This window comes from Telluria sp. ZB4P34 (assembly GCF_059686055.1).
On record NZ_JCASIF010000006.1, the window covers coordinates 1 to 24,403 of the forward strand.

At 66.1% G+C, this 24,403-nt stretch carries 17 protein-coding genes; 4 read left to right on the plus strand and 13 right to left on the minus strand.

Annotated features, from left to right (window positions below; translation table 11 throughout):
• Positions 1-144: 144 nt before the first annotated feature.
• Positions 145-354, minus strand: a complete 210-nt coding sequence (locus tag AC56KL_RS12190) for a DUF1653 domain-containing protein (protein WP_497180424.1) — start codon at positions 352-354, stop codon at positions 145-147.
• 6 nt (positions 355-360) lie between these two features.
• Positions 361-711, minus strand: a complete 351-nt coding sequence (locus AC56KL_RS12195) for a phiTE_015 family protein (RefSeq protein ID WP_497180425.1) — start codon at positions 709-711, stop codon at positions 361-363.
• A gap of 442 nt (positions 712-1,153) precedes the next feature.
• On the opposite strand from AC56KL_RS12195, the gene xth reads away from it, so the two are divergent.
• Positions 1,154-1,921, plus strand: a complete 768-nt coding sequence (xth, locus tag AC56KL_RS12200; RefSeq protein WP_497180426.1) for an exodeoxyribonuclease III — start codon at positions 1,154-1,156, stop codon at positions 1,919-1,921.
• A gap of 50 nt (positions 1,922-1,971) precedes the next feature.
• Here the strand turns inward: xth and AC56KL_RS12205 are convergent, their stop codons facing one another.
• The 7 genes from AC56KL_RS12205 to AC56KL_RS12235 all read right to left on the minus strand — a co-directional run bounded on the left by AC56KL_RS12205 (position 1,972) and on the right by AC56KL_RS12235 (position 12,951).
• Entirely contained in the window at positions 1,972-4,650 is a 2,679-nt protein-coding gene (locus AC56KL_RS12205; RefSeq protein WP_497180427.1) for a sensor domain-containing protein, read from the minus strand.
• Positions 4,651-4,779: 129 nt separating this feature from the next.
• A complete protein-coding gene (gene prpF, locus AC56KL_RS12210) occupies positions 4,780-5,994 on the minus strand; it encodes a 2-methylaconitate cis-trans isomerase PrpF (protein WP_497180428.1) in 1,215 nt (404 codons plus the stop codon).
• Between the two features lie 49 nt (positions 5,995-6,043).
• The gene (gene acnD, locus AC56KL_RS12215; RefSeq protein WP_497180429.1) at positions 6,044-8,650 is read right to left on the minus strand and encodes a Fe/S-dependent 2-methylisocitrate dehydratase AcnD; all 2,607 of its coding nucleotides are present in this window, start codon (positions 8,648-8,650) and stop codon (positions 6,044-6,046) included.
• Between the two features lie 18 nt (positions 8,651-8,668).
• Positions 8,669-9,829: a bifunctional 2-methylcitrate synthase/citrate synthase gene (gene prpC / locus AC56KL_RS12220; protein ID WP_497180430.1), complete on the minus strand. Its 1,161-nt coding sequence runs from the start codon at positions 9,827-9,829 to the stop codon at positions 8,669-8,671.
• Between the two features lie 40 nt (positions 9,830-9,869).
• Complete coding sequence (gene prpB, locus AC56KL_RS12225) at positions 9,870-10,760, minus strand: methylisocitrate lyase (RefSeq protein ID WP_497180431.1); 891 nt, start codon at positions 10,758-10,760, stop codon at positions 9,870-9,872.
• 200 nt (positions 10,761-10,960) lie between these two features.
• On the minus strand, positions 10,961-12,622 hold the full coding sequence (locus tag AC56KL_RS12230; RefSeq protein WP_497180432.1) for a cation acetate symporter: 1,662 nt from the start codon (positions 12,620-12,622) through the stop codon (positions 10,961-10,963).
• Entirely contained in the window at positions 12,619-12,951 is a 333-nt protein-coding gene (locus AC56KL_RS12235; protein ID WP_497180433.1) for a DUF485 domain-containing protein, read from the minus strand. The genes AC56KL_RS12230 and AC56KL_RS12235 overlap by 4 nt, the downstream gene beginning before the upstream one ends.
• 161 nt (positions 12,952-13,112) lie before the next feature.
• Between AC56KL_RS12235 and prpR the strand changes: the two genes are divergently transcribed.
• The 3 genes from prpR to AC56KL_RS12250 all read left to right on the plus strand — a co-directional run bounded on the left by prpR (position 13,113) and on the right by AC56KL_RS12250 (position 17,552).
• Positions 13,113-14,717 carry a propionate catabolism operon regulatory protein PrpR gene (prpR, locus tag AC56KL_RS12240; RefSeq protein ID WP_497180434.1) on the plus strand — a complete coding sequence of 535 codons (1,605 nt, stop codon included), beginning with the start codon at positions 13,113-13,115 and terminating at the stop codon, positions 14,715-14,717.
• A gap of 286 nt (positions 14,718-15,003) precedes the next feature.
• A complete protein-coding gene (locus tag AC56KL_RS12245) occupies positions 15,004-16,383 on the plus strand; it encodes a pyridoxal-phosphate dependent enzyme (RefSeq protein WP_497180435.1) in 1,380 nt (459 codons plus the stop codon).
• Entirely contained in the window at positions 16,380-17,552 is a 1,173-nt protein-coding gene (locus AC56KL_RS12250; protein ID WP_497180436.1) for a trans-sulfuration enzyme family protein, read from the plus strand. Before AC56KL_RS12245 ends, AC56KL_RS12250 begins: the two co-directional genes overlap by 4 nt.
• Here the strand turns inward: AC56KL_RS12250 and AC56KL_RS12255 are convergent.
• From AC56KL_RS12255 to AC56KL_RS12270, 4 genes are all read right to left on the minus strand, one after another.
• A complete protein-coding gene (locus AC56KL_RS12255; protein ID WP_497180437.1) occupies positions 17,549-18,184 on the minus strand; it encodes a class I SAM-dependent rRNA methyltransferase in 636 nt (211 codons plus the stop codon). The two genes, AC56KL_RS12250 and AC56KL_RS12255, sit on opposite strands and share 4 nt — an antisense overlap.
• Positions 18,185-18,270: 86 nt before the next feature.
• Positions 18,271-19,851, minus strand: coding sequence for a methyl-accepting chemotaxis protein (locus AC56KL_RS12260; RefSeq protein ID WP_497180438.1), 1,581 nt, complete (start codon positions 19,849-19,851; stop codon positions 18,271-18,273).
• A gap of 155 nt (positions 19,852-20,006) precedes the next feature.
• Positions 20,007-20,723, minus strand: coding sequence for a PEP-CTERM sorting domain-containing protein (locus tag AC56KL_RS12265; RefSeq protein WP_497180439.1), 717 nt, complete (start codon positions 20,721-20,723; stop codon positions 20,007-20,009).
• A 231-nt stretch (positions 20,724-20,954) separates the two neighbouring features.
• Positions 20,955-24,374 (minus strand): S41 family peptidase, encoded by a 3,420-nt coding sequence (locus tag AC56KL_RS12270; RefSeq protein ID WP_497180440.1) that lies wholly within the window; start codon positions 24,372-24,374, stop codon positions 20,955-20,957.
• Between the last annotated feature and the right edge of the window lie 29 nt (positions 24,375-24,403).

Here is a 24,403-nt window from a genome sequence, read left to right on the forward strand (position 1 = left end):
CTTGCTCACACTGGACTCCAAACGATTCGGAGTCGACAGCATGAGCTATCTAGCAAAAGCGGACATTTCAACTTTGCTAGATCCGGACATTACAACTTTGCTCTAACAGGGTGGGCGCCCATCGCCGCGGCGCCAGGTGCGGGTTCAGGAGAATGCGGCCGGATCGGGCAGCGCCGCGAAGCGCGGCAGTTCCGCGCCGTCGACGCGGACGGTGTCGAAGAAGGCGGCGCGCGGACGTACCCAGACTGCGCCGTCCTGGCCGCGGTAGACCATCACGGGCGTGTGGTCCGCTTCCATGAGAGCTTCGCAGACCAGCTCGTACACGCCGCCCTTGTAATGGCGGTAGCGCTGCACCGCGGATCAGGCCTTGCTGTCGGCCAGGGCCTTCTGCTTCTTCTTGAGGTTCTGGATGACCTTCAGCACGCCTTCCATGCCGGCGGCTTCATCCAGTTCGCTGAAGGCGTCGAGCACCTCGTTCAGCACGCGGTTGCGCACCGCGGCTTCGTCCTGCGTGACGGCCGGCTTCTGCTCGGCGTCCTTGGCGAATTTCGACGGCGCCTCGGCTGCCGCCTTGGCGCCGTGCGTCAGTGCCGCCTGCCAGATGACCCAGCGGCGCTGGGTTTCATAGACGAGGTATTCCTCGGGCTTGTCTTCGCGGCGGCGGGTGATGTGGCCTTCGCGCGCGGCCCACGCTTCGAATGCAGTGCGCATTTCATTCCTTTGTAAATCGGCGTTCGGGTTCATGTGCTATCGAAAAAACAATATTTCGCATAGTACCACTTTGCACCGTGCCAACATGCCCGCACGATTGCTGCGGACCGTGGACGAATCGAACTCGTTCAAGTCTGCAGATAGTACAAGACTAGTTGCATCAACGCAATACAATTATTCCCATGTGGAAACAGTGTTAAACGCAGTGGCACTAGTTTAATGCTTTTGCGAACGCTTTTATAGGGCGCATCGCAGAAAACCTGCATATTTTTATCATTCTATTAATGTAGTTTATCACACACACTTGCCTCGCACGCAATTTTGTAAGCTATTTAACAACATTTAAGGTGTTGGGCAATAGGAACGAATGTGTATTTTGGCAATCTGCTCTTTTGGCCAGCGGCAAGCGTTATCATGCCGCCTTTACACACCGCTCACTGCCATGAAGATCGCCACCTGGAACGTCAACTCCCTGAAAGTCCGCCTGCCCCACCTGCTCACCTGGCTCGACGCCAACCCGGTCGACGTGCTGTGCCTGCAGGAGACGAAACTCACCGACGACAAGTTCCCGCTGGCCGAGATCGAGGCCGCCGGCTACCAGGTCGCCTTCAGCGGCCAGAAGACCTACAACGGCGTGGCGATCCTGTCCAGGCACCCGATCGAAGACGTCCAGAAGAACAATCCGCGCTTCGAGGACGAGCAGCAGCGCCTGCTCGCCGCCACCATCGCGGGGATGCGCATCGTGTGCGCCTACATGCCGAACGGACAGGAAATCGGCAGCGACAAGTTCGCCTACAAAATGGCCTGGCTGGCCGCGCTGCGCGAATGGATGGCCGCCGAGATGGCCGCGCATCCGCAACTGGCCCTGCTGGGCGACTACAACATCGCGCCGGAAGCGCGCGACGTGCACGATCCGGCGCAGTGGGAGACCCACATCCACTTCACGGCGCCGGAGCGCGAGGCGATGCAGGCCTTGATGGCGCTGGGACTGGTGGACGCCTTCCGCCTGTTCGAGCAGCCCGACAAGCAGTACAGCTGGTGGGATTACCGGCAGATGGCCTTCCGCCGCAACCGCGGCCTGCGCATCGACCACATCCTGCTCACGGACGCGCTGGCCCGGCGCTGCAGCGCCTGCCATATCGACCGCGAGACCCGTAAGTGGGAGCAGCCGTCGGACCATGCGCCCGTGGTCGCAACGATCGCGGACTGACCGTCACGGGCGCTCCGCCGGCCGTGATCTTGCCCCGGACCGGATCGCGTTTATTCCTTGTTCCCGCCCGGCGCCAGCGCCGCCAGCAGCTGCGCCGCTTCTCCCGGCGGCAGCGGGCGCGCGAACAGGTAGCCCTGCGCGAACTGGCAGCCGTTGTTGCCGAGCAGCCCATACTGCCCCTCCGTCTCGACGCCTTCGGCCACCACCGACAGCCCCAGGCTGTTCGCCAGCGCCATCACGGCCGCCACGATGGCGCGGTCTTCCGCGCTGGCTTCGAGCTCGCGCACGAAGGCGCGGTCGATCTTGATCTTGCGGACCGGGAAGCGCTTCAGATAGGCCAGGCTGGAATAGCCGGTGCCGAAGTCGTCGATCGACAGGCGCATGCCCATGCCGTTAATCTGGCGCAGGATGTCGAGGGTACGGCCGCCATGCTGCATCAGCGCGGTCTCGGTGATCTCGAACTCCACCAGCGCCGGATCGATGCCGGTCTCGCCGACGATGCGGCGGATCGAGTCCACCAGCCCGTCGTGCATGAACTGGCGCGCCGACAGGTTGATCGCGAGCGGCACCGCGAGCAGGCCCTGGCGCTGCCACGCCACGCACTGTTCGCAGGCGCTGCGGATCACCCACTCGCCCACCGCCACGATCATCCCGTTCTCTTCCAGGATCGGGATGAACTCGTCCGGCCCCACCAGTACCTCGGCGCCGCTGTCGTCGCGGCGGCGCCAGCGCAGCAAGGCCTCGAGGGCGTGCAGGCGGCGCGTCCTGGTGTCGATGATGGGCTGGAAGTGCAGCTCGAACTCGCCGCGCGCGAGTGCGCCGCGCAGCTTCGACTCCAGCTCGAAGCGACTGGCCGCCGCCTGGTTCAGGCTCTGGTCGAAGAACTGGTAGTTGTTGCGGCCGGACGCCTTGGCGTGGTACATCGCGGCATCGGCATGGCGCATCAGGGTGTCGACGTCGTTGCCGTCGTCCGGGCACAGGCAGATGCCGATCGAGGGCGAGATGTGCAGGGCATGCCCGTCCAGGTGGAAGGGCGTGGACAGCGCGTCGATGATCTTGTCGCCCACCAGCGCGCACTCCGGCGCGCCGCCGACGTCCGGCAGCAGCACCACGAATTCGTCGCCGCCCAGGCGCGCCACGGTGTCGCTGTTGCGCACCGCCGCGCACAGGCGCTTGGCCACTTCGCGCAGCAGGTGGTCGCCGGTAGCGTGCCCGAGCGAGTCGTTGATGGTCTTGAAGCGGTCGAGGTCGATGAACATCACGGCCAGCCTGCGCCCGCCATGCCCGAGCTTGCGCTGCACCGCGCGCAGCGCGCACTCGATCCGGTCGGACAGCAGCGCGCGGTTCGGCAGGCCGGTCAGGCTGTCGTGGTAGGCCATGTGGTGCACACGCGCCTCGGCCTGGCGCCGCTCGGCGATCTCGTCCTGCAGCAGGGCGTTGGCGCCCGCCAGTTCGGCGGTGCGTTCGGCCACGCGGATCTCGAGCTCGTCGCGCGCGCGCCGGATCGCGTCGGCCGCCTCGCGGCGCGCGGTGACGTCGTCGATCAGCCAGACGCTGCGCCCGCTTTTCTTCTGCACGTCGAACAGGCGCCCCGACAGGCGCGCCCAGAACAGCGTGCCGTCGCGGCGCGCCATCCGGTATTCCGCCATGTGTACCTGGCCGGCCTCGAAGCTGCGCGCGGTATCGAGGCGCGCCATCTTCCATGCCGCCTCGTCCGGGTACAGGCGGCGCACCGGGGTGCCGTCCATGCCGCCCGCCGGACTGCCGAACAGCTCTTCCATCTTGCTGTTGCAATGCAGGGTCATGCCATCCTCGACCACCGCGATGCCCAGCACCGCGTTGTCGAGGATGGCGCGGTTCTCCATCAGCGCATTGCGCAGCTGGATTTCGTCGGTGCGCTCGCGCGTGCGGTCCTCGAACATCCAGATGGTGCCGAGTTCAGGGTCTTCCGGGTTGAACAGGTAGCCATGCAGCTGCCCCCAGATGCGGCTGCCGTCCTTGCGCACCAGCTCGGTCTCGGCGCGGTAGGGCTCGCCGCGCGCGAGCAGCGGATAGGCCAGTGCGCCGAAGTCGAGGAAGGCCTGGTCGTCCGGGTAGACGATGCGGGTCGAACGCCCGAGCGCCTCGCCGTCGCGGTAGCCGAACATGCGGGCGAAGGCCGGGTTGTAGCGCTGGATCACCCGGTTGCGGGTGACCATGATGCCGACCGTCGCATTGTTCATGATGGCCTGCACCTCGAACAGCACCTGGCGCGACTCGGTCACGTCTTCGGTGATCCAGATCGTGCCGGCTTCGCGCGTCTGCGGGTCCACCGCGCGGGCGCGCAGCCGCGCCCACATCGTCGAACCATCACGGCGGCGGAATGGATGCTCGCCCTTCTCGAACAGGCTGCCCGTGGCCAGCACCGGATACGCTTCCGCGGTCAGCATTTGGTAGGCTTCCGGAGAATCGAAGATCTCCATCGGATGCATCCGGCTCAGTTCGGCATAGGAATAGCCGAGCATCTCGCAAATGCGCGGGTTGCAGGACTTGATTTGCCCCGGCAGGGTAAACAGGATGCCGACCGGCGCATTCTCGAGGATGGCGCGCTGCTCGCGCAGGGCCACGTGCAGCAGCTCCTGCTCGAGGTCGCTTCCGTCGGCCTTGTCGGCCTTGTCGGCCTGCGCCTGCGGCTGTGCTGCCGCTGCGGGGTCGGCCGCGAGCGCGTCCTTGCTGGGGTGTCGGTCCATGTGGTTAATGCTTGCCAATTTAAATTGCAATTTAGCAATCATAAACCACAAACGGGCGATGTTCCAAAATTAACAAGCAGGAATGATGGATAGCGTTGCTGCTACCCATCATTACCGATGGAAGATTACTTAAAAGCAATCTCCAGGTACGCGCACCCAGCCTTCCATCAGCACGCGGGCGCTGCGGCTCATGATGGCCTTGGCCACGCTCCACTCGCCATTGTCGAACACGGCTTCGGCGCCGACCCGCAGCGTGCCCGATGGATGGCCGAAGCGCACCGCGCTGCGCTTGTTTGCCCCTCCTTCGCCAGCGGCGGCCAGGTTGACAAGGGTGCCGGGGATCGCGGCGGCAGTGCCGATCGCCACCGCGGCAGTGCCCATCATCGCATGGTGCAGCTTGCCCATGGAGAGCGCCCGCACCAGCAGGTCGACGTCGCCCGCATGCACTGTCTTGCCGCTGGATGCGACATAGCCGGCCGGCCGGGCCACGAAGGCCACCTTCGGCGTGTGCTGGCGCTTGGCGGCTTCCTCGATGCTGGAAATCAGGCCCATGCGCAGGGCGCCATGGGCGCGGATGGTCTCGAACATGGCCAGCGCGCGCGGGTCGCCATTGATGGCGTCCTGCAGCTCGGTGCCGTCGTAGCCGATCGCTTCCGCGTTCACGAAGATGGTCGGGATGCCGGCATTGATCATGGTCGCCTGCAGCCGTCCGACGCCGGGGACGTCGAGCTCGTCGACCAGGTGCCCGGTCGGGAACATCGAATTGGCCACATCCGCGCCGCCCCCCTCTTCCTCGGCTGCGGGGTCGAGGAACTCCAGCTGCACTTCGGCCGCCGGGAAGGTGACGCCGTCGAGTTCGAAGTCGCCGGTTTCCTGGACTTCGCCGTTCGACACGGGGACGTGCGCGATGATGGTCTTGCCGATGTTGGCCTGCCAGATGCGCACGACCGCCATGCCGTCCTGGGGGATGCGACCCGGGTCGACCAGGCCGCTGGCGATGGCATAGGGCCCGACCGCCGAGGACAGGTTGCCGCAGTTGCCGCTCCAGTCGACGAAGGGCTTGTCGATCGAGACCTGGCCGAACAGGTAGTCGACGTCGTGGCCGGCGCGCTCGCTCCTGGCGACGATGACGGCCTTGCTGGTGCTTGAGGTGGCGCCGCCCATGCCGTCGATCTGCTTGCCGTAGGGGTCGGGGCTGCCGATCACGCGCAGCAGCAGCGCGTCGCGCGCCGGGCCGGGGGCCTGAGCGGCTGCCGGAAGGTCTTGCAGGCGGAAGAACACGCCTTTGCTGGTGCCGCCGCGCATGTAGGTGGCGGGGATTTTGATCTGGGGTACGTGAGGCATAGTTTGTCCGGTTTTGTAGGGTGGTCGGCTTCGCCGACCACCCTACAGGTTACGCTGCAACTTTAGGTACGCTCGACTCGAGGAAATCCTGCGCGAAGCGCTGCAGCACCCCGCCCGCCTCGTAGATCGCCACTTCCTCGGCCGTATCGAGCCGGCAGGTCACCGCCACCTCGACACGCTCGCCGCTGCGGCGATGGATCACCAGCGTCAGCTCGGCGCGCGGCGTCCGTTCGCCGATCACGTCGAAGGTCTCGGTGCCGTCGATGCCCAGGCTCAAGCGGTTCACGCCCGGCTTGAACTCGAGCGGCAGCACGCCCATGCCGACCAGGTTGGTGCGGTGGATGCGCTCGAAGCCTTCGGCCACGATCGCTTCCACGCCCGCCAGGCGCACGCCCTTGGCTGCCCAGTCGCGCGAGGAGCCCTGGCCGTAGTCGGCGCCGGCGATCACGATCAGGGGCTGCTTGCGCTCCATGTAGGTCTCGATGGCCTCCCACATGCGCGTCACCTGGCCTTCCGGCTCGATGCGGGCCAAGGATCCAGCTTTGACTGCGCCGGCCTCGTCAAGCACCATCTCATTCTTCAGGGTCGGATTCGCGAAGGTCGCGCGCTGCGCCGTCAGGTGGTCGCCGCGGTGTGTTGCGTAGGAGTTGAAGTCCTCTTCGGGCAAGCCCATCTTCGCCAGGTATTCGCCGGCCGCCGAATCCAGCATGATCGCGTTGGATGGCGACAGGTGGTCGGTGGTGATATTGTCGCCCAGGACCGCCAGCGGACGCATGCCAGCGAGCGTGCGCTCGCCGGCCAGTGCGCCTTCCCAGTAGGGCGGACGGCGGATGTAGGTGCTCTGGGCGCGCCAGTCGTACAGCGGGCTGACCTTCTCGCCGTCATCGGCGACGCGCGCGAACATCGGCGTATAGACCTTGCGGAACTGCTCCGGCTTGACGCTGTTCTCAACGATCTCATCGATTTCGGCGTCGCTCGGCCACAGGTCGGCCAGGCGAATCTCCTTGCCCGTTGCGTCCAGGCCCAGCACGTCCTTTTCGATGTCGAAGCGGATGGTGCCGGCGATCGCATAGGCCACCACCAGCGGCGGCGAAGCCAGGAAGGCCTGCTTGGCGTAGGGGTGGATGCGGCCGTCGAAGTTGCGGTTGCCCGACAGGACGGCGGTTGCGTACAGGTCGCGTTCGATGATCTCCTGCTGGATGCCTGGGTCGAGCGCGCCGCTCATGCCGTTGCAGGTGGTGCAGGCAAAGGCCACCACGCCGAAGCCGAGCTTTTCCAGCTCGGGCATCAGGCCGGCTTCTTCCAGGTACAAGGCCACGGCTTTCGAGCCGGGCGCCAGCGAGCTCTTGACCCAGGACTTGCGCAGCAGCCCGGCGCGGTTGGCGTTCCGCGCAATCAGGCCGGCCGCGATCATGTTGCGCGGGTTATTGGTGTTGGTGCAGCTGGTGATCGCCGCGATGATCACGGCGCCGTCCGGCATCAGGCCCGGCTCGTTCTCCACCACGCCCGAGATGCCGCGCTCGGCCAGCTCGGAGGTCGGCACGCGCTTGTGCGGGTTCGACGGTCCGGCGATGTTGCGCACCACCGAAGACAGGTCGAAGCTCAGCACGCGCTCGTACTGGGCGCTCGCGAGGCTGTCGGCCCACAGGCCCGCTTCTTTGGCATAGGCTTCGACCAGTTGCACGGTCTCTTCCTCGCGGCCGGTCAGGCGCAGGTACTTGATGGTCTGCTCGTCGATGTAGAACATCGCGGCGGTGGCGCCGAACTCCGGGGCCATGTTCGAGATGGTGGCGCGGTCGCCCAGGGTCAGGCTGGACGCGCCTTCGCCGTAGAACTCGAGGTAGGCGGAGACCACTTTCGACTTGCGCAGGAACTCGGTCAGCGCCAGCACGATGTCGGTGGCGGTGATGCCCGGCTGCGCCCTGCCAGTCAGTTCGACGCCGACGATGTCCGGTAGGCGCATGTACGAAGCGCGGCCCAGCATGACGCTTTCGGCCTCCAGGCCGCCCACGCCGATCGCGATCACGCCGAGGGCGTCGACCATCGGGGTGTGCGAGTCGGTGCCGACCAGGGTGTCCGGGTAGGCCACGCCCTGCTCGCTCTGGATGACCGGCGACATGCGTTCCAGGTTGATCTGGTGCAGGATGCCGTTCCCCGGCGGGATCACGTCGACATTCTGGAAGGCCTTCTTGGTCCACTCGATGAAGTGGAAGCGGTCTTCGTTGCGGCGGTCCTCGATGGCGCGGTTCTTGGCGAAGGCGTCAGGATCGAAGCCGCCGCACTCGACGGCCAGCGAGTGGTCGACCACCAGCTGGGTCGGGACCACCGGGTTGACCAGCGCCGGGTCGCCGCCCTGCAGCGCGATGGCGTCGCGCAGGCCGGCCAGGTCGACCAGCGCGGTCTGGCCCAGGATGTCGTGGCAGACCACGCGCGCCGGGAACCAGGGGAAGTCGAGGTCGCGCTTGCGTTCGATGATCTGCTTGAGCGCATCGGTCATGCTGGCCGGGTCGCAGCGGCGCACCAGGTTCTCGGCCAGCACGCGCGAGGTGTAAGGCAGCGTATCGTAGGCGCCGGGCTGGATGGCGTCGACCGCGGCGCGCGTGTCGAAGTAGTCCAGCGAGGTGCCCGGGAGGGGTTTGCGGTGATTGGTGTTCATCGTCTGGCTTACTTGCGTTTATTTACGATCGGCGATCGGCACGAACTGCAGGTCTTCCGGACCCACGTAATTCGCGCTCGGGCGGATGATCTTGTTGTCGATGCGCTGCTCGATGATGTGCGCGGCCCAGCCCGAGGTGCGCGAGATCACGAACAGCGGCGTGAACATGGCGGTCGGCACGCCCATCATGTGGTACGACACGGCCGAGAACCAGTCCAGGTTCGGGAACATCTTCTTGACTTCCCACATCACCGATTCGAGGCGCTCGGCGATGTCGAACATCTTCATCGAGCCCGCTTCCTGCGACAGCGTGCGCGCCACTTCCTTGATCACCACGTTGCGCGGGTCGCTGATGGTGTACACCGGGTGGCCGAAGCCGATCACGACTTCCTTGTTCGCCACGCGGTTGCGGATGTCCGCTTCGGCTTCGTCGGCGTTCTCGTAGCGCTTCTGGATGTCCAGCGCCACTTCGTTGGCGCCGCCGTGCTTCGGTCCGCGCAGCGCGCCGATCGCGCCGGTGATGGCCGAGTGGATGTCGGAACCGGTGCCGGCGATCACGCGTGAGGTGAAGGTCGAGGCGTTGAACTCGTGCTCGGCGTACAGGATCAGCGAGGTGTGCATCGCGCGCACCCAGGATTCGCGCGGCTTCTCGCCGTGCAGCAGGTGCAGGAAGTGGCCGCCGATCGAATCGTCGTCGGTCTCGACGTCGATTCCCTTGCCGCTATGGCTGAAGTGGTACCAGTACAGCAGCATCGAACCGAAGGACGCCATCAGGCGATCGGCAATGTCGCGCGCGCCCGGGGTGTTGTGGTCGTCCTTCTCCGGCAGCGTGCAGCCCAGCACCGACACGCCGGTGCGCATCACATCCATCGGGTGGGCGCCGGCCGGCAGCGCTTCGAGCGCGCTCTTGACGGCCTGCGGCAGGCCGCGCAGGGACTTCAGCTTGGCCTTGTAGCCCCTCAGCTCCGCACTGGTGGGCAGCTTGCCGTGCACCAGCAGGTAGGCGATCTCTTCGAATTCGCAGGTGGTGGCGACGTCCAGGATGTCGTAGCCGCGGTAGTGCAGATCGTTGCCGGTCTTGCCGACCGAGCACAGCGCGGTATTGCCGGCGGCAACGCCGGACAGGGCCACCGATTTCTTCGGCTTGAACGTTGGGGTCTCGTTGATCTGGGTGCTCATGCGTGTGATCTCCTGTGTTCTCTGTGTTCTGATACGGGGCTTATTTGGTTTTCTTCTGGGCGAACAGGGCGTCGAGCTTCTGTTCGTAGCTGTGGTAGTCGATGCGGTCGTACAGTTCGGCGCGGGTCTGCATCGTGTCCAGCACGTTCTTCTGGGTGCCGTCGCGGCGGATGGCCGCGTACACGTTCTCGGCCGCCTTGTTCATTGCGCGGAAGGCCGACAGCGGGTACAGCACCAGGCCGACGTTCGCGCTCTTCAGCTCGTCCACGGTGAACAGCGGGGTCGACCCGAATTCCGTGATGTTGGCCAGCACCGGGACCTTCACGGCGTCGGCGAACTGTTTATACATCTCGAGGCTGGTCATCGCTTCGGGGAAGATCATGTCGGCGCCGGCTTCCACGCAGGCAACGGCGCGCTCGATGGCGGCGTCCAGGCCTTCCACGGCCAGCGCGTCGGTGCGCGCCATGATGACGAAATCCTCATCAAGGCGCGCATCGGCGGCGGCCTTCACTCGGTCGACCATCTCGTCCTTGCCGACGATTTCCTTGCCCGGACGGTGGCCGCAGCGCTTGGCGCCGACCTGGTCTTCGATGTGGCAGGCGGCGGCGCCGGCCTTTTCAAGCGAGCGCACGGTGCGCGCCACGTTGAAGGCCGAGGCGCCGAAGCCCGTGTCGATGTCGACCAGCAGCGGCAGGTCGCACACGTCGGTGATGCGGCGCACGTCGATCAGCACGTCTTCCAGCCCGGAGATGCCGAGGTCCGGCAGGCCCAGCGAACCGGCGGCCACGCCGCCGCCCGACAGGTAGATGGCGCGGTAGCCGGCGCGCTTGGCCAGCAGCGCGTGGTTGGCGTTGATGGCGCCGATGACCTGTAGCGGGGATTCTTCCTGGACAGCCTTGCGGAACGCGGCGCCGGCGGAGTAGTGGCTCATGCTTCACCTTTCGAGATTGCGTTGATCGAATACCACTTTTAATGCAAGCGGCGTGCCAGTCCCACTTTGTGTGAATATCAAGGACTTAGCGCCGATTCGCCGACTCATGTGTTTCACTGCGGTGAAACATGAAACGCCAATGAAACATTCTACCAATAAAAAACCCCGCCGCAGCGGGGTTCCAGCGAGGCGACGACCGCTCAGTGTGCGCTGGCCGCAGCCGCACCGATCCCGGTTTCCGAACGCACTTCCTGCGCCTCGAAGCCGGCCTTGTCGATCGCTGCGCGCGGGCTCTTGTCGGTCACCGAGAAGAACCAGATGCCGAAGAAGCCCACCGTCATCGAGAAGATCGCCGGCGAGGTATAGGGGAAGATCGCCGTGGCGTTGCCCAGCACGTCGACCCACACCGACTTCGACACCACGGTCAGCACGACCGCGGTCGCCAGGCCCAGGAAGCCGCCCACGGTGGCGCCGCGGGTGGTGCAATCCTTCCACAGCACCGACATGAACAGCACCGGGAAGTTGGCCGACGCGGCGATCGCGAAGGCCAGCGACACCATGAAGGCGACGTTTTGCTTCTCGAACGCGATGCCGAGCAGCACTGCGATGACGCCCAGCGCCAGGGTGGTGATCTTCGAGACCCGCAGTTCGTCGGCGCTGTTGGCCTTGCCCTTCTTGAACACGGTGGCGTACAGGTCGTGCGACACGGCCGAGGCGCCCGACAGGGTCAGGCCGGCCACCACGGCGAGGATGGTCGCGAAGGCCACCGCCGAGATGAAGCCCAGGAAGATGTCGCCGCCCACGGCGCTGGCCAGGTGCACCGCCGCCATGTTGTTGCCGCCCAGCAGCTTGCCAGCCGCATCCTTGAAGGCCGGGTTGGTCCCGACCAGCACGATCGCGCCGAAGCCGATGATGAAGGTGAGGATGTAGAAGTAGCCGATCCAGGTGGTGGCCCACAGCACCGACTTGCGCGCTTCCTTCGCGCTCGGGACGGTGAAGAAGCGCATCAGGATGTGCGGCAGGCCGGCGGTACCGAACATCAGCGCCATGCCGAAGGAGATGGCCGAGATCGGGTCGGTCAGGAAGGTGCCCGGGCCCATGATCGACTCGCCCTTCTCGTGCAGCTCGGTCGCGCTGGCGAACAGCTGCGACGGGCTGAAGTTGTACTGCGCCAGCACGGCGAAGGCCATGTACGAGGCGCCCGACAGCAGCAGCACCGCCTTGATGATCTGCACCCAGGTGGTGGCGGTCATGCCGCCGAACAGCACGTAAACCATCATCAGCGCGCCGACGATCACCACGGCGATCCAGTACTCGAGGCCGAACAGCAGCTTGATCAGCTGGCCGGCACCGACCATCTGCGCGATCAGGTAGAAGGCCACCACCACCAGGGTGCCGGACGCCGCGAACACGCGGATCGGCTTCTGGTGGAAGCGGTAGGCGGCGACGTCGGCGAAGGTGTAGCGGCCCAGGTTGCGCAGGCGCTCGGCCATCAGGAAGGTGATGACCGGCCAGCCGACCAGGAAACCGATCGCATAGATCAGGCCGTCGAAGCCGTTCAGGAACACGGCGGCGGAAATACCGAGGAAGGAAGCGGCCGACATGAAGTCGCCCGCGATCGCCAGGCCGTTCTGGAAGCCGGTGATACCGCCGCCGGCGGTGTAGAAGTCGGACGCCGAGCGGGTCTTGGCGGCAGCCCACTTGGTGATGTACAGGGTCCCCACCACGAACAGCGCGAACATGCTGATCGCGGTCCAGTTGGTGGCCTGCTTGGTGGCCTGGCCGAGGTCGGGCGCGGCCAGGGCCATGCCGCTGGCGGCCAGCAGCGTCGGTGCGAACAGGAGTCGGTCCAGGGCCTTCATGCCGCCACCTTACCCTTGCCGCCGGCGGCGACGTTGGCCTTGATTGCGTCGGTCAACTGATCGTATTCGCCGTTGGCGCGGCGCACGTAGATGGCCGTGACGACGACCGTGAACACGATGACGAACAGGCCCAGCGGAATACCCCAGGTCATGACGCCGTCGCCGATGCGGCTGCCCATGAATTCCTTGTTGAAGGCGCAGAGCAAGGTAAAGCCGTAGTACACGACCATCATGCTCCAGGTGAGAATCCAGCCGAAACGCGAACGCTTCTTGACCAGCTTGCGATAATTGGGGTCGGCCTTGACCCGCTGTACGACGTCTTGATCCACGTGTGTCTCCGGTTATCTATTCTGGTGATGCCTGTTATTCAGGGCTGAAGACCATCCTACGGGTATGCCCTTACCGTATTCTTACGCTCCCTTACGCGTAACTGACAGGGACCGGTGTTGCAGGCTGAAACACGGCGCACCGAATCGGCTACACTTGCAACATGAGTTCCTCCACCCGCAGCCCCGCAGACGGCGGCGACAAGCCGGTCATCTGGACCGTGTCGGTGTCGCGCCTGTCCGACCTGTTCCGCCACATCACCCTCGAGTACGACCACCTCGCCTCGATCGAACCGCTGCACCTCGGTTTCGACGAAGCCGCCCGCACGCTGCGCGAACGCCTGGCGACCGAGCGCTGCGACGTCGTGATCGCCGCCGGGTCGAACGCCGCCTACCTCAAGGGCCGGATCTCGGTGCCGGTGGTGGTGGCCAAGGCCAGCGGCTTCGACGTGATGCAGGCGCTGGCGCGCGCGCGGCGTGTTTCCTCGCGCATCGGCGTGATCACCTACCAGGCGCCCTTGCGCGAACTGGCCGAGTTCGCGGACACTTTCGGCATCGCGATCGCGCAGCGGACCTACGTGACCGAGGAAGACGCGCGCGCTTCCATCAACGAACTGAAGGCGGCCGGCATCGAGGTGATCGTCGGCGCCGGCCTGATCACCGACCTGGCCGAGGAAGCGGGCCTGACCGGCGTGTTCCTGTACTCGGCCGCGTCGATCCGCCAGGCCTTCGACGATGCGCTCGAGATGGCGCGCCTGACGCACCTGGAAGCGAATCGCGGCCGGCGCGGCGCCGGCATCGATGCGCGCAGGGCGCGGCGCGGCCTGCACGACCTGCGCGGCGAGTCGGCCGCGATGGAACGGCTGCGCCAGACCGTGGTGCTGTACGCGCGCTCGCCGGCGACGGTGCTGATCCAGGGCGAGACCGGCAGCGGCAAGGAACTGGTGGCCCAGGCCATCCATCGCGAGGCCCCGGCGCGCGCCGCCAACCGCCCCTTCGTGGCGGTGAACTGCGGCGCCATCGCGGAATCGCTGCTGGAATCGGAACTGTTCGGCCACGAGGAAGGCGCCTTCACCGGGGCGCGGCGCGGCGGCCACGCGGGCCTGTTCGAGGCGGCCAACGGCGGCACCCTGTTCCTCGACGAGATCGGCGAAATGCCGCTCGCGCTGCAGACCCGCCTGCTGCGCGTGCTGGAAGAGCGCGAAGTGATGCGTGTGGGCGGCACGCGGCCGGTGCCGATCGAGGTGCGCGTGATCAGCGCCACCCACTGCGACCTGGAAGCGCGGGTGCGCGAGGGGCGCTTTCGCGCCGACCTGTTCTACCGCCTGGCGGTGCTGCGCCTGGCCCTGCCGGCGCTGCGCGAGCGAGTCGCGGACATCCTGCCCCTGGCCGAGTGGTCGCTCAAGCATGCGCTGGCGGCGCTGGGCGCGAAACCGCATCCGAACCTGCATGCCGAGGTGCGTGCCTGCGCCTCCGTGCTCGAAGCGTATGCCTGGCCCGGCAACGTGCGCGAGCTGCGCAACCTGATGGAGCGGCTGGCGCTGTTCCTGGCGGCCGAACCCTTGCAGGCGCTGACGCCGAGTTTCCTGGTGTCGATTGCCCCTGAGCTAAACAAGGCAGCAGCCTTGCCGCTGCCCAGCGTAGGGGCGGGGTCGGAAAGCATTGCCGACGTGCTGGCACGCTTCAACGGCCAGCGCGATGCGGCGGCACGGCACCTGGGCATCAGCCGTACCACCCTGTGGCGACGCCTGCGGAGCGAGCGTTCGTAGGGTGGGCAAGTTGCTTGCCCACGCGTTCAAGTCCCGTGTGAAGGATAGTGACAGTGTGGCTATGCCGGGTCTGCTTGAACGCGTGGGCGGGAAGACCCGCCCACCCTACAAGTTCGATCCGCGCTGGATCAACACGATGTTAAATTATCGCCGTATCATGTCTTTTTTACATGGCCTGGCGCCCATTGAACCACGCAAGCGCCAGCTCTTCGACTAGCGTCCGCCGCAGTGATGCATCATGCCGCGGACGCACCGCCCGGGCCCTGCCCGGCCTCTCGGAGGCACTATGCAACATGCGTCGCAAGCGGCTCTGTTTTCCCTGATCGGTGACACCCCCCTGATCGAAGTCACCCGGATCGACACCGGTCCCTGCCAGCTGTTCCTGAAACTCGAATCCCAGAATCCCGGCGGTTCCATCAAGGACCGCATCGGCCGCGCCATGATCGAGCAGGCCGAGCACGACGGCCATCTGCAGCCGGGCGGCACGGTGGTCGAGGCCACCGCCGGCAACACCGGCCTGGGCCTGGCGCTGGTGGCCAGGATCAAGGGTTACCGGGTGGTACTGGTGGTGCCCGACAAGATGGCGGCCGAGAAGATCCTGCACCTGAAGGCGCTCGGCGCCGAGATCCACCTGACCCGCTCGGACGTCGGCAAGGGCCATCCCGAGTATTACCAGGACTACGCGGCGCGCCTGGCGAACGCGATTCCCGGCGCCTGGTTCGCCGACCAGTTCAACAACCCGGCCAACCCGCGCGCCCACGAAACCACCACCGGGCCCGAGATCTGGGACCAGGTCAACCACCGGCTGGACACGATCGTCGTCGGCGTCGGCTCGTCCGGCACCCTCACCGGCCTGTCGCGCTACTTCAGGAAGACCCAGCCGAACCTCGAGTTCGTGCTGGCCGATCCGCAGGGCTCGATCCTGGCCGACTACATCAACACCGGCGTATTGCGTACGGACGCCGGTTCGTGGGCGGTGGAAGGCATCGGCGAGGATTTCATCCCCGGCATCGCCGACCTGTCGCGGGTGAAGAAGGCCTATACCATTCCCGATGAGGAAAGTTTCGGCACCGCGCGCCTGCTGCTGCAGCAGGAAGGCATCCTGGCGGGCTCCTCGACCGGCACCCTGCTGGCCACGGCGCTGCGCTACTGCCGCGAGCAGACCCGCCCGAAGCGCGTCGTCACCTTCGTGTGCGACACGGGAACGCGCTACCTGAGCAAGGTATACAGCGACGGCTGGATGGTCGACCAGGGCTTGAAAACGCGCCCCAGGACGGGCGACCTGCGCGACCTGATCGGTCGCCGCTACGACGAAGGCGAAGTGGTCACGGTGGCGCCCACCGACACCCTGCTGACCGCCTTCAACCGCATGCGCAATGCCGACCTGCAGCAGCTGCCCGTGATCGGCCCGGACGGCCGCCTGGCGGGCCTGATCGACGAATCGGACCTGCTGTTGCACGTTACGGGAAACGCGGGAGACTTCAGTGCGCCGGTCTCCGGCACCATGACGTCCTCGCTGCAGACCCTGCTGCCGACCGCCAGCATGGGCCACCTGCGCGAGATCCTCGACCGCGGCCTGACCGCCGTGATCCACGACGGCGAGCGCTTCTACGGCCTGGTCACCCGCTATGATTTGCTGAACCACCTGCGCAGGACGCTCTCATGACCGACCAGAAAAAACACCTCGCCACCCGCGTCATCCACGGCGGCCAGGCGCCGGAGCCCGCCACCGGCGCCGTGATGCCGCCGATCTTCGCCACCTCGACCTTCCGCCAGGAGAGCCCGGGCGTGCACAAGGGCCTCGACTACGGCCGCTCGCACAACCCGACCCGCTGGGCGCTGGAGCGCTGCGTGGCCGACATCGAAAGCGGCAGCGCGGCCTTCGCCTTCGCCTCCGGCCTGGCTGCCATCGCGGCGGTGCTCGAACTGCTGCCGGCGAACTCGCACATCGTGGCCGGCGACGACATGTATGGCGGCACCTTCCGCCTGTTCGAGCGGGTGCGCCGCAGGAGCGCCGGCCATACGTTCAGTTACGCCGACCTGACCGATCCGGATGCGCTCGGCAAGGCGATCACGCCCGAGACGAAGCTGGTGTGGGTGGAGACGCCGACCAACCCGATGCTGAAACTGGCCGACCTGGCCGCCATCGCGCAGCTGTGCCGCGCGCGCGGCATCATCACCGTGTGCGACAACACCTTCGCCAGCCCGATTGTCCAGCGCCCGCTGGAACTGGGCTTCGACATCGTGGTGCACTCGACCACCAAGTACATGAACGGCCACTCCGACGTGATCGGCGGCGTGGCGGTGGTGGGCATGGAAGAAGGCCACGCGCTACTTGCCGAACAGCTCGGCTTCATCCAGAACGCGGTCGGCGCCATCCAGGGGCCGTTCGACAGCTTCCTGGTGCTACGCGGGATCAAGACCCTGGCACTGCGCGTGGAGCGCAGCAGCGCCAACGCGCTGGCACTGGCCGAGTGGCTGGAACGCGAGCCAAAGGTCCGCAAGGTGTTCTATCCGGGCCTGGAATCGCACCCGCAGCATGCGCTGGCGCGCCGCCAGATGAACGGTTTCGGCGGCATCGTGTCGATCGACCTGGCCACCGATCTTGCGGGCGCGCGCCGCTTCCTGGAAGCCTGCGAGGTGTTCACGCTGGCCGAGAGCCTGGGCGGCGTCGAGAGCCTGATCGAGCACCCTGCCCTGATGACCCACGCCAGCATTCCGGCCGAACAGCGCGCGCAGCTGGGCATCGGCGACGGCCTGATCCGGCTATCGGTCGGCATCGAGCACCTGGAAGACCAGCGCGAGGACTTGCGCCGGGCGCTGGCGGCGATCTAGCGCGGATACACGAAGCCGGTGCGGATATCCATCGGCAGCAGGCGGCCGCCCTCGCGCACCGTCAGGCGCTGGGGCGGTTCCTCGCCGGCCAGCACGCGCCGGGTGACCGGCAGGCCTTCGGCCTTGCGCACCAGTTCGTCGCTGCGTTCGTAGACGTTGGGACAGCCGGTCGCCTTGATCAGCGCCTGCACCGCCGTCACCTTCCACAGGTCGACGCCGGCCGCATTGAACTGGCACACCAGGAAACCCGTCGCGCCGCCGTAGCCGTGTGCCAGCAGGCCCGGCAGCCCGTCCTGTTCGGCGTCGACCAGCTGGACCAGGGCCTGCGGATCGGCGCCGGCCAAGGCCGCGGCGCGCCGTTCGACCGCCGCCTGCACGCGCCGCTTGATCAGGGCGTGGTCGACCGGCTCATCCTCGCGCAGGGTCCACACCCGGGCCGCGATCTGCGACTTGGCATTGTAGGCGGCACGCGCCAGGAAATGGCGCGACGAGGACTGCACGATCGCCGTGGCGCCCTGCTTGCTGCGTTCAAGGGGTTTACCTTCGACCTTGTCGATGGCGGAGAGGTAGATCCAGGGGTCGCCGGCCAGCAGGCCCGCTTCCTTTCCCTGTTTGATGGTGATGATGAGCATGTGCGGCTTTCTTTACTTGGAGCGGGATGATACAGCAAGCCGCTCCGCTCATCGCATCATGTTCCGATCACCGCATCATGTTGCGCTCATGCAGCCGCCAGCGCGCGCGGCACCTGTGCCGACGTGCGCAGCTTGAAGGTCGCCACCAGCTCCGACAGCTCGGCCGCCTGCTGGCGCATCGACTCGGCCGCACTCGCGGCCTGCTCCACCATCGCGGCGTTCTGCTGGGTCGACTCGTCCATCTCGGCGATCGCCTGGCTAACCTGGGCCACGCCGCTGGCCTGCTCGCTGCTGGCGGTGGAGATGGTGTCGAGCAGGCCGGCCACGTCGTGCACATGCTCCAGCACGGCGCGCATGGTTTCCCCAGCCGTGCCGGCGATGTCGGTGCCCGCGGCGATCTCTTCGCTCGACTCCCCGATCAGCTTCTTGATTTCTTTCGCCGCCGTGGCCGAGTGCTGGGCCAGGCTGCGCACCTCGGCCGCCACCACGGCGAAGCCGCGGCCTTCGGCGCCGGCGCGGGCTGCCTCCACCGCCGCGTTCAAGGCCAGGATATTGGTCTGGAAGGCGATGCTGTCGATCATGCCGGTGATATCCGTGATCTTATCGGCCGAGGCCTTGATCGCGCCCATCCGCGTCACTACTTCCTCGACCGCCTGCGCGCTCCGGGTGGCGACGTTCGCTGCCGACCTGGCCAGCGCATTCGCCGACCTGGCGCTGGCATTGTTCTGGGCGATGGCTTCGGTCAGCTCTTCCATCGCGCTGACGGTGTGGCGCAGGTTCGAGGCCTGGCGCTCGGTGCGGCGCGACAGGTCCTGGTTGCCGTCGGCAATTTCGTGCGAGGCCGAATCGATTGCCTGGGCGCCGGCGAGTACCTGGGACACGGTGGCGGACACCCCGCCGGTCATACCGTTGAGCGCATCGAACAGGCGGCCGATTTCATCCGTGCGTCCATGCCGTATCACCGGGCGCAGATCGCCATGCGCCACCTGCTCGGCCAGGCTGACGGCCTGCTGCAGCGGACCGACGATGTTCCGGGTCAGCATCCACGCAAGCGCCGCGCCGACGCCGAGCGCACCGAGGCCGAGGGCCAGCACCAGCGATTTGCCGGCGGTCGAGGCGGCGCTTGACTCCTCGGCCAGGCCGTGCGCCGCGCCGGTCTCGAAGGCCAGCAGGGCTTCCAGCGCGCCGATATGGGCCTTGTAGCCCTGCTCCCAGGCGCCGCTGACGAGCTGCTCGACCACCCCGGTCTGGCCGAACTCCTTGGCCTGGAACAGCGCGGCCTGGGTTTTTTCCAGCGCCGCCTTGTACCTGGCCGCCTCGCCGAGCAAGGCGGTTTCGCGCGCCGACCGCGGCAGCGCGGCCAGCTTCGCCTGGACTTCCACGGCGCGCTTCTTGCCGTCCGCCAGCTGGGCCCCGAAATAGTCCGCCAGTTCCAGGCTGTCGCTGCGTGCGATCGCCAGCGTGCGCGAACCGTTCAGGCGCTCGATGCCGAGCAGGTCCGATGTCAGCTGTTGCTTGGCCAGCTTGTCATACACGAGATCGGCGGTGAGCGCGTCGTTGGCCTGCATGCGCCACAGGGCCACGGCCGAGAGCAGGAGGATGAGAAAGAAAACGATGCCGAACGAGCCAAGGATCTTGGTGCCGGTCTGGAGCTTTGCGAGTGGCATTGCAGGTATCTGGGTTGACGAGATACTTGCATTGTAGAAACTAACTATGACAGGCTGATGAAAAAAGATGACATGCAAGTGCGGTAATGTCACGACAGGGTGAGCGGCATGTTGTTGCCGCAGCACCCATTACGCCATGGCTTGCTTCTTAAAGCTCATGCAGAGCGCTTTCGCCGACGCATCAGTACCAGGCATCCGATACCTGCTCCGAACAGGCCGACACTGGCGGGCTCCGGCACCTGCTCCTCCTGTTCGATGGTGATACTGAATTCCGACAGGTGCGCCACGGCGCTCAACACTCCGCCAAACCGGGTCGAAATGTAGAGGTGCGAAATCTCAGGATAGGGCCCCGCAGGAACCGAATACGTATGGGTGAAGTCCTGGTCAAAGCTTGGGGCGCCGGTCGTGAAACTGCCGATCGCGTTGACGGAGTGTCGCACATCGACAGTAATTGGAACAGGCAGGCGCTCGCTGCCATCCGGGTCCGTTCCCATGGCCGCCGCGTACATGCTGTACGTTCCAAAAGTCCAGTCAGGTTCGCCGTTACTTAAGGCTGTGTAATTGAAATCGACAGCCTGGCTGGCGGTGGAGACGAAACTGACGCCGCCGATGGTCGCTGTCACGGTAAACGGCGCCAGTCCTTCACTGAGGACGGCAAGCCCTTGCCGGGTCGTGGTGTTAAGCCCGGTGTCGTAGGAGATTGTCAGCGTGAGCGCCTTGCCGCGAAGGTCGAGCCCCTGTCCGAAGATATTCACATGGTCGAAGCCATCGGTTAGCACACCGACCGAGGTCGTGGTGATGATCGCAGCACGTGCCGGCGAAAGCGCAGCCACGGCAAATACGAACGCAACAATTACTGATTGAAAACGCATTGGTATGGTCCCTTTCGATAGTGGGCTGAAGGATGGGATGCTTGTTGGCATCGTCCTGGCAATCCACTAAGCAATAAGCGAACCAGATCTACAAGTGATTATTTTTAAAGGCTTTTTCAAGGCCGAACCAACAAATCTTTACTATCTGTAAGAATTTTCGACGGGAAATTTAATGTCGGTGCAGGTAAGGCCGCGTTCGTATTGCAGCCTTTGCCTGCCTGTCGAGAATGCTTATTGGCCCGTCGTCGACACTTTATTACCGGATTCGCCTGCATCCCAATGCCGCTTCAAGGCCGGAATCGCGGCCGGCTTCCATGGCTTGACCGGCTGTTCCCTCATCTTCTTCTCGAGCACGTCGATCGCCACTTCGAGCTGGCGGTCGCGGCCTGCGAAGGTCTCGTGCGGCAGGTTGTCCACCTCGATGTCAGGCGCCACGCCCACGCCTTCGATCAGCCACTCGCCATCGGCCGCGAACTGGCCGAATTCCGCCACGCGCGCCATGCCGTTGTCGGCCAGGCCGTTGCCGTCGCTGAGCCAGACGCCGGCGCCGGCGGTGCGCTTGCCGACCAGCGGGCCGAGCTTCAGGGCCTTGACGCCGGCGGCAAAGGTTTCGCCGTCCGAGTAGGTCAGTTCGTCCATCAGCACCACCAGGTGGCCGCGGAAGGTGTTCTGCATGTTCGACTGCGGCAGGGTGCCGTTCGAGCTCCAGAATGCCCACGAGCGGCGCAGCAGCTTTTCGATGATCCAGCTGTCGATGTTGCCGCCGTTATTGCGGCGCACGTCGATGATCAGGCCTTCCTTGTTGATGTTGGCGTAGAAGTCGCGGGCAAAGGCGTTGATGTCGCGCGCCGTCATGGCGCGCAGGTGCAGGTAGCCGATTCTACCCTTGGAGGCCTGGTCCGCCTGCCGTGCCCTGCCCTGCTCCCAGTCCGAGTAGCGCAGGCTGGCGTGGCGCACCATGTTGACCGGCGTGACGATCACCGGCCGGGCCGCCCCGGCGCCCTGGCTCTTCACGTGCAGCAGCACCTGCTTGTCGGCCTGGTCCAGCAGCAGGTCGGCGATGTCGCGGGCTTCCATCAGCGACTTGCCGTTGACGGCGGTGATGACGTCGCCTTCCTTCACTCCCACGTCGGGCGCCGACAGCGGGCCGCGCTCGGAAGGCAGCTCCGGTTCGCTGCGATAGACGCGGTCGACGCGGAAGCCGTCCGCCACGCGCGACAGCACCGCGCCCAGGCTCGACGGCACGCCTTCGCCCGTGGCGCGGCGCACGTCGCCCGGACGGATCTGCGAGTGCAGCGCGCCCACTTCGCCCACCATCATGCCGAGCACGTCGTCCAGCTCGGCGCGGTCGGTGACCCGCTCGACCAGCGGGGCATAGCGGTTGCGCACGGCCACCCAGTCGACGCCGCGCATGTTGGCGTCGTACAGGAAGTCGCGGTGCATGCGCCATGCGTCGTTGAACATCTGCTTCCATTCCAGGCGCGGATTGGTGCTGACGGCCCAGTCGTCGATTTTGATGCGCGCCTTCGACACGTCGGCCGGGGCCTTGGCGCCGGCAGCGACGATCACCATCTCGCCCGGTCCGGCCGCATTGAAGGTACGGTAGAAGACGTGCTTGCGGTCCGTGCTCAGTCCGAACTCGCGCACGTTGGCGACGAACAGTTCCGGCTGCGGGCTGCTGCGCGAGATCTCGAGCGTCCTGAGCGAACCGCTGCGGCCGTTGTCGGACTCGAGGATGTACAGGCGCTTGTCGTCGATGGCCAGCGCGCGGTAGTTACCCGGTGCGATCGGCACTTCGTAGAGCCGCTCGCGCAGGCCGGCATAGTCGACTGCCGGCGTCGGCGCCGCCTTCGGCTTGGGATCGTTCGAGGCGGCTGCAGCCGTCGCTGCAGCAGCAGCGGCCACGGCGGCGGTCTTGTCGGCTTCGTCCTTGCCCGGGGTCTGGACCGCGGCGCGCGCGGCAGCCTCCGGCGACTTCTCTTCCGGCTTGGTCAGTTCGTCCTCCGGCTTGAACGGGAAACGCACGCCAGGCTGCAGGGCCAGGGCGTAGATGCCGACGCGGCGGTCGAACACCGGTCCCATGTTGCGGTCGCCCCAGGGACCACCGTTGCCGACGTTGAAGTGGCGCGACGACAGGAAGTACAGCCACTTCCCGTCTGGCGAGAACACCGGCGAGTCGGCTGTGTAGCGGTCGGTGGTGACGAAGGCCATGGACTTGCTGGCCAGGTTGTACATGCCGATCTGGTTGCGCTGCTCGCTGCTGCCGACGCGCACGAAGGCCAGGTTGCGGCTGTCCGGCGACCACACCACCTGCTGCGGACGCTCGGCGCCGACCTGCTTGGCGTCGTCGATGATGACATTGGTCCTGGCCTGCAGGTCGAGCAGCCAGGTGCGGCCCTTCTTGTCGGTATGCGCGAGCCAGCGGCCATCCGGCGACGGGTACAGGCCCGAGCGGTGGCTGGCGCCGTCGATGGTCAGGCGCTCGCCCTTGCCCGAACCGTCGGCGGCGTAGCGCCAGATCTCGTTCTCGCCGGTGGTGTCGACGAAGGCGTAGACCCACTTGTCGTCGTGGCTGAACACGGCGCTGCGGGCGCGCGCCCCTTCCGGCACGGCGATCTCGACACGGCGGTAGCTGCCGGTGCCGGCGATGGTAACCTTGCCGCGCGCGGTCAGGACGATGCGCTGGGCCTTGTTGGCGACGTCGATATTGGTGAGCGCGTCGAGCGGCGAGCGCACGCGGCGGGTGCGCTGCTGGTCGAAGTCCGAGACCAGGCTGGCCTTCACCAGCGCATCGGCGCCGCTGGCGATGTCGAGCACGCGCAGGTCGGCGCCGATCTGGTAGGCGATGCGGCCGTCGCCCAGCGAGGCGGTGCGCACGTCCCACTCCGTGTGCTTCGTATGGACCTTGCGGTCGCTGCCGTCAGGCAGCGCCGACCAGATATTGTCGGCGCCCCCGGCGTCGCTGATGAAGTAGATGCGGCCCTTCCACCACATGGCGCGGCGGTTATTGGCATTGTCGTCCTTGAACAGGCGGATCGCCTCGCCCTTGCCGCCCAGCTCATAGCGCCACAGCTGGGCGTGGGCGCCGCCGCGGTAGGCCTTGACGTTATCGTTGGTCATCGACAGGCCCATGCGGGTGAACACCACGGTGCGGCCATCGTCGCTGAGCACGGCATCGTTCGCGTCCGCCAGCGGCAGCACGCGGCGCGTCATCTTGACCGGGTCGAGCGCCGCGACGATGCGGTGCTGCGACGGACCGACCGAATTCTGGGTGCTCACCAGCACCTCGCCTTGCGCGGTCCAGCCCAGCACCGTCACGCCGCCGCTCTCGAAGGTGATGCGCTTGGGCAGGCCGCCCTCGATCGGCATCACAAAGGCTTCCTGCGCGCCCTCGTAGGAGGCGGCGAAAGCAACATGCTTGCCGTCGTGCGAGATCGCGGCCTGGGTTTCGCTCGAAGGGTGCGTGGTCAGGCGGGTGGCCTTGCCGCCTTCCGTGGTCGTGCGCCACAGGTCGCCCTCGGCGGTGAAGACGATGCTGTCGCCGCGGATCGCGGGGAAGCGGAAATAGGGGTCGGCGGCGGCGGCCTGGCTGCCGATCAGGGCGAGCGAAGGGAACAGCAAATGCGCGAGGATGGTGCGGGACACGGTCATGTTCACGATGGCAAGGGGTTACTCAAGAG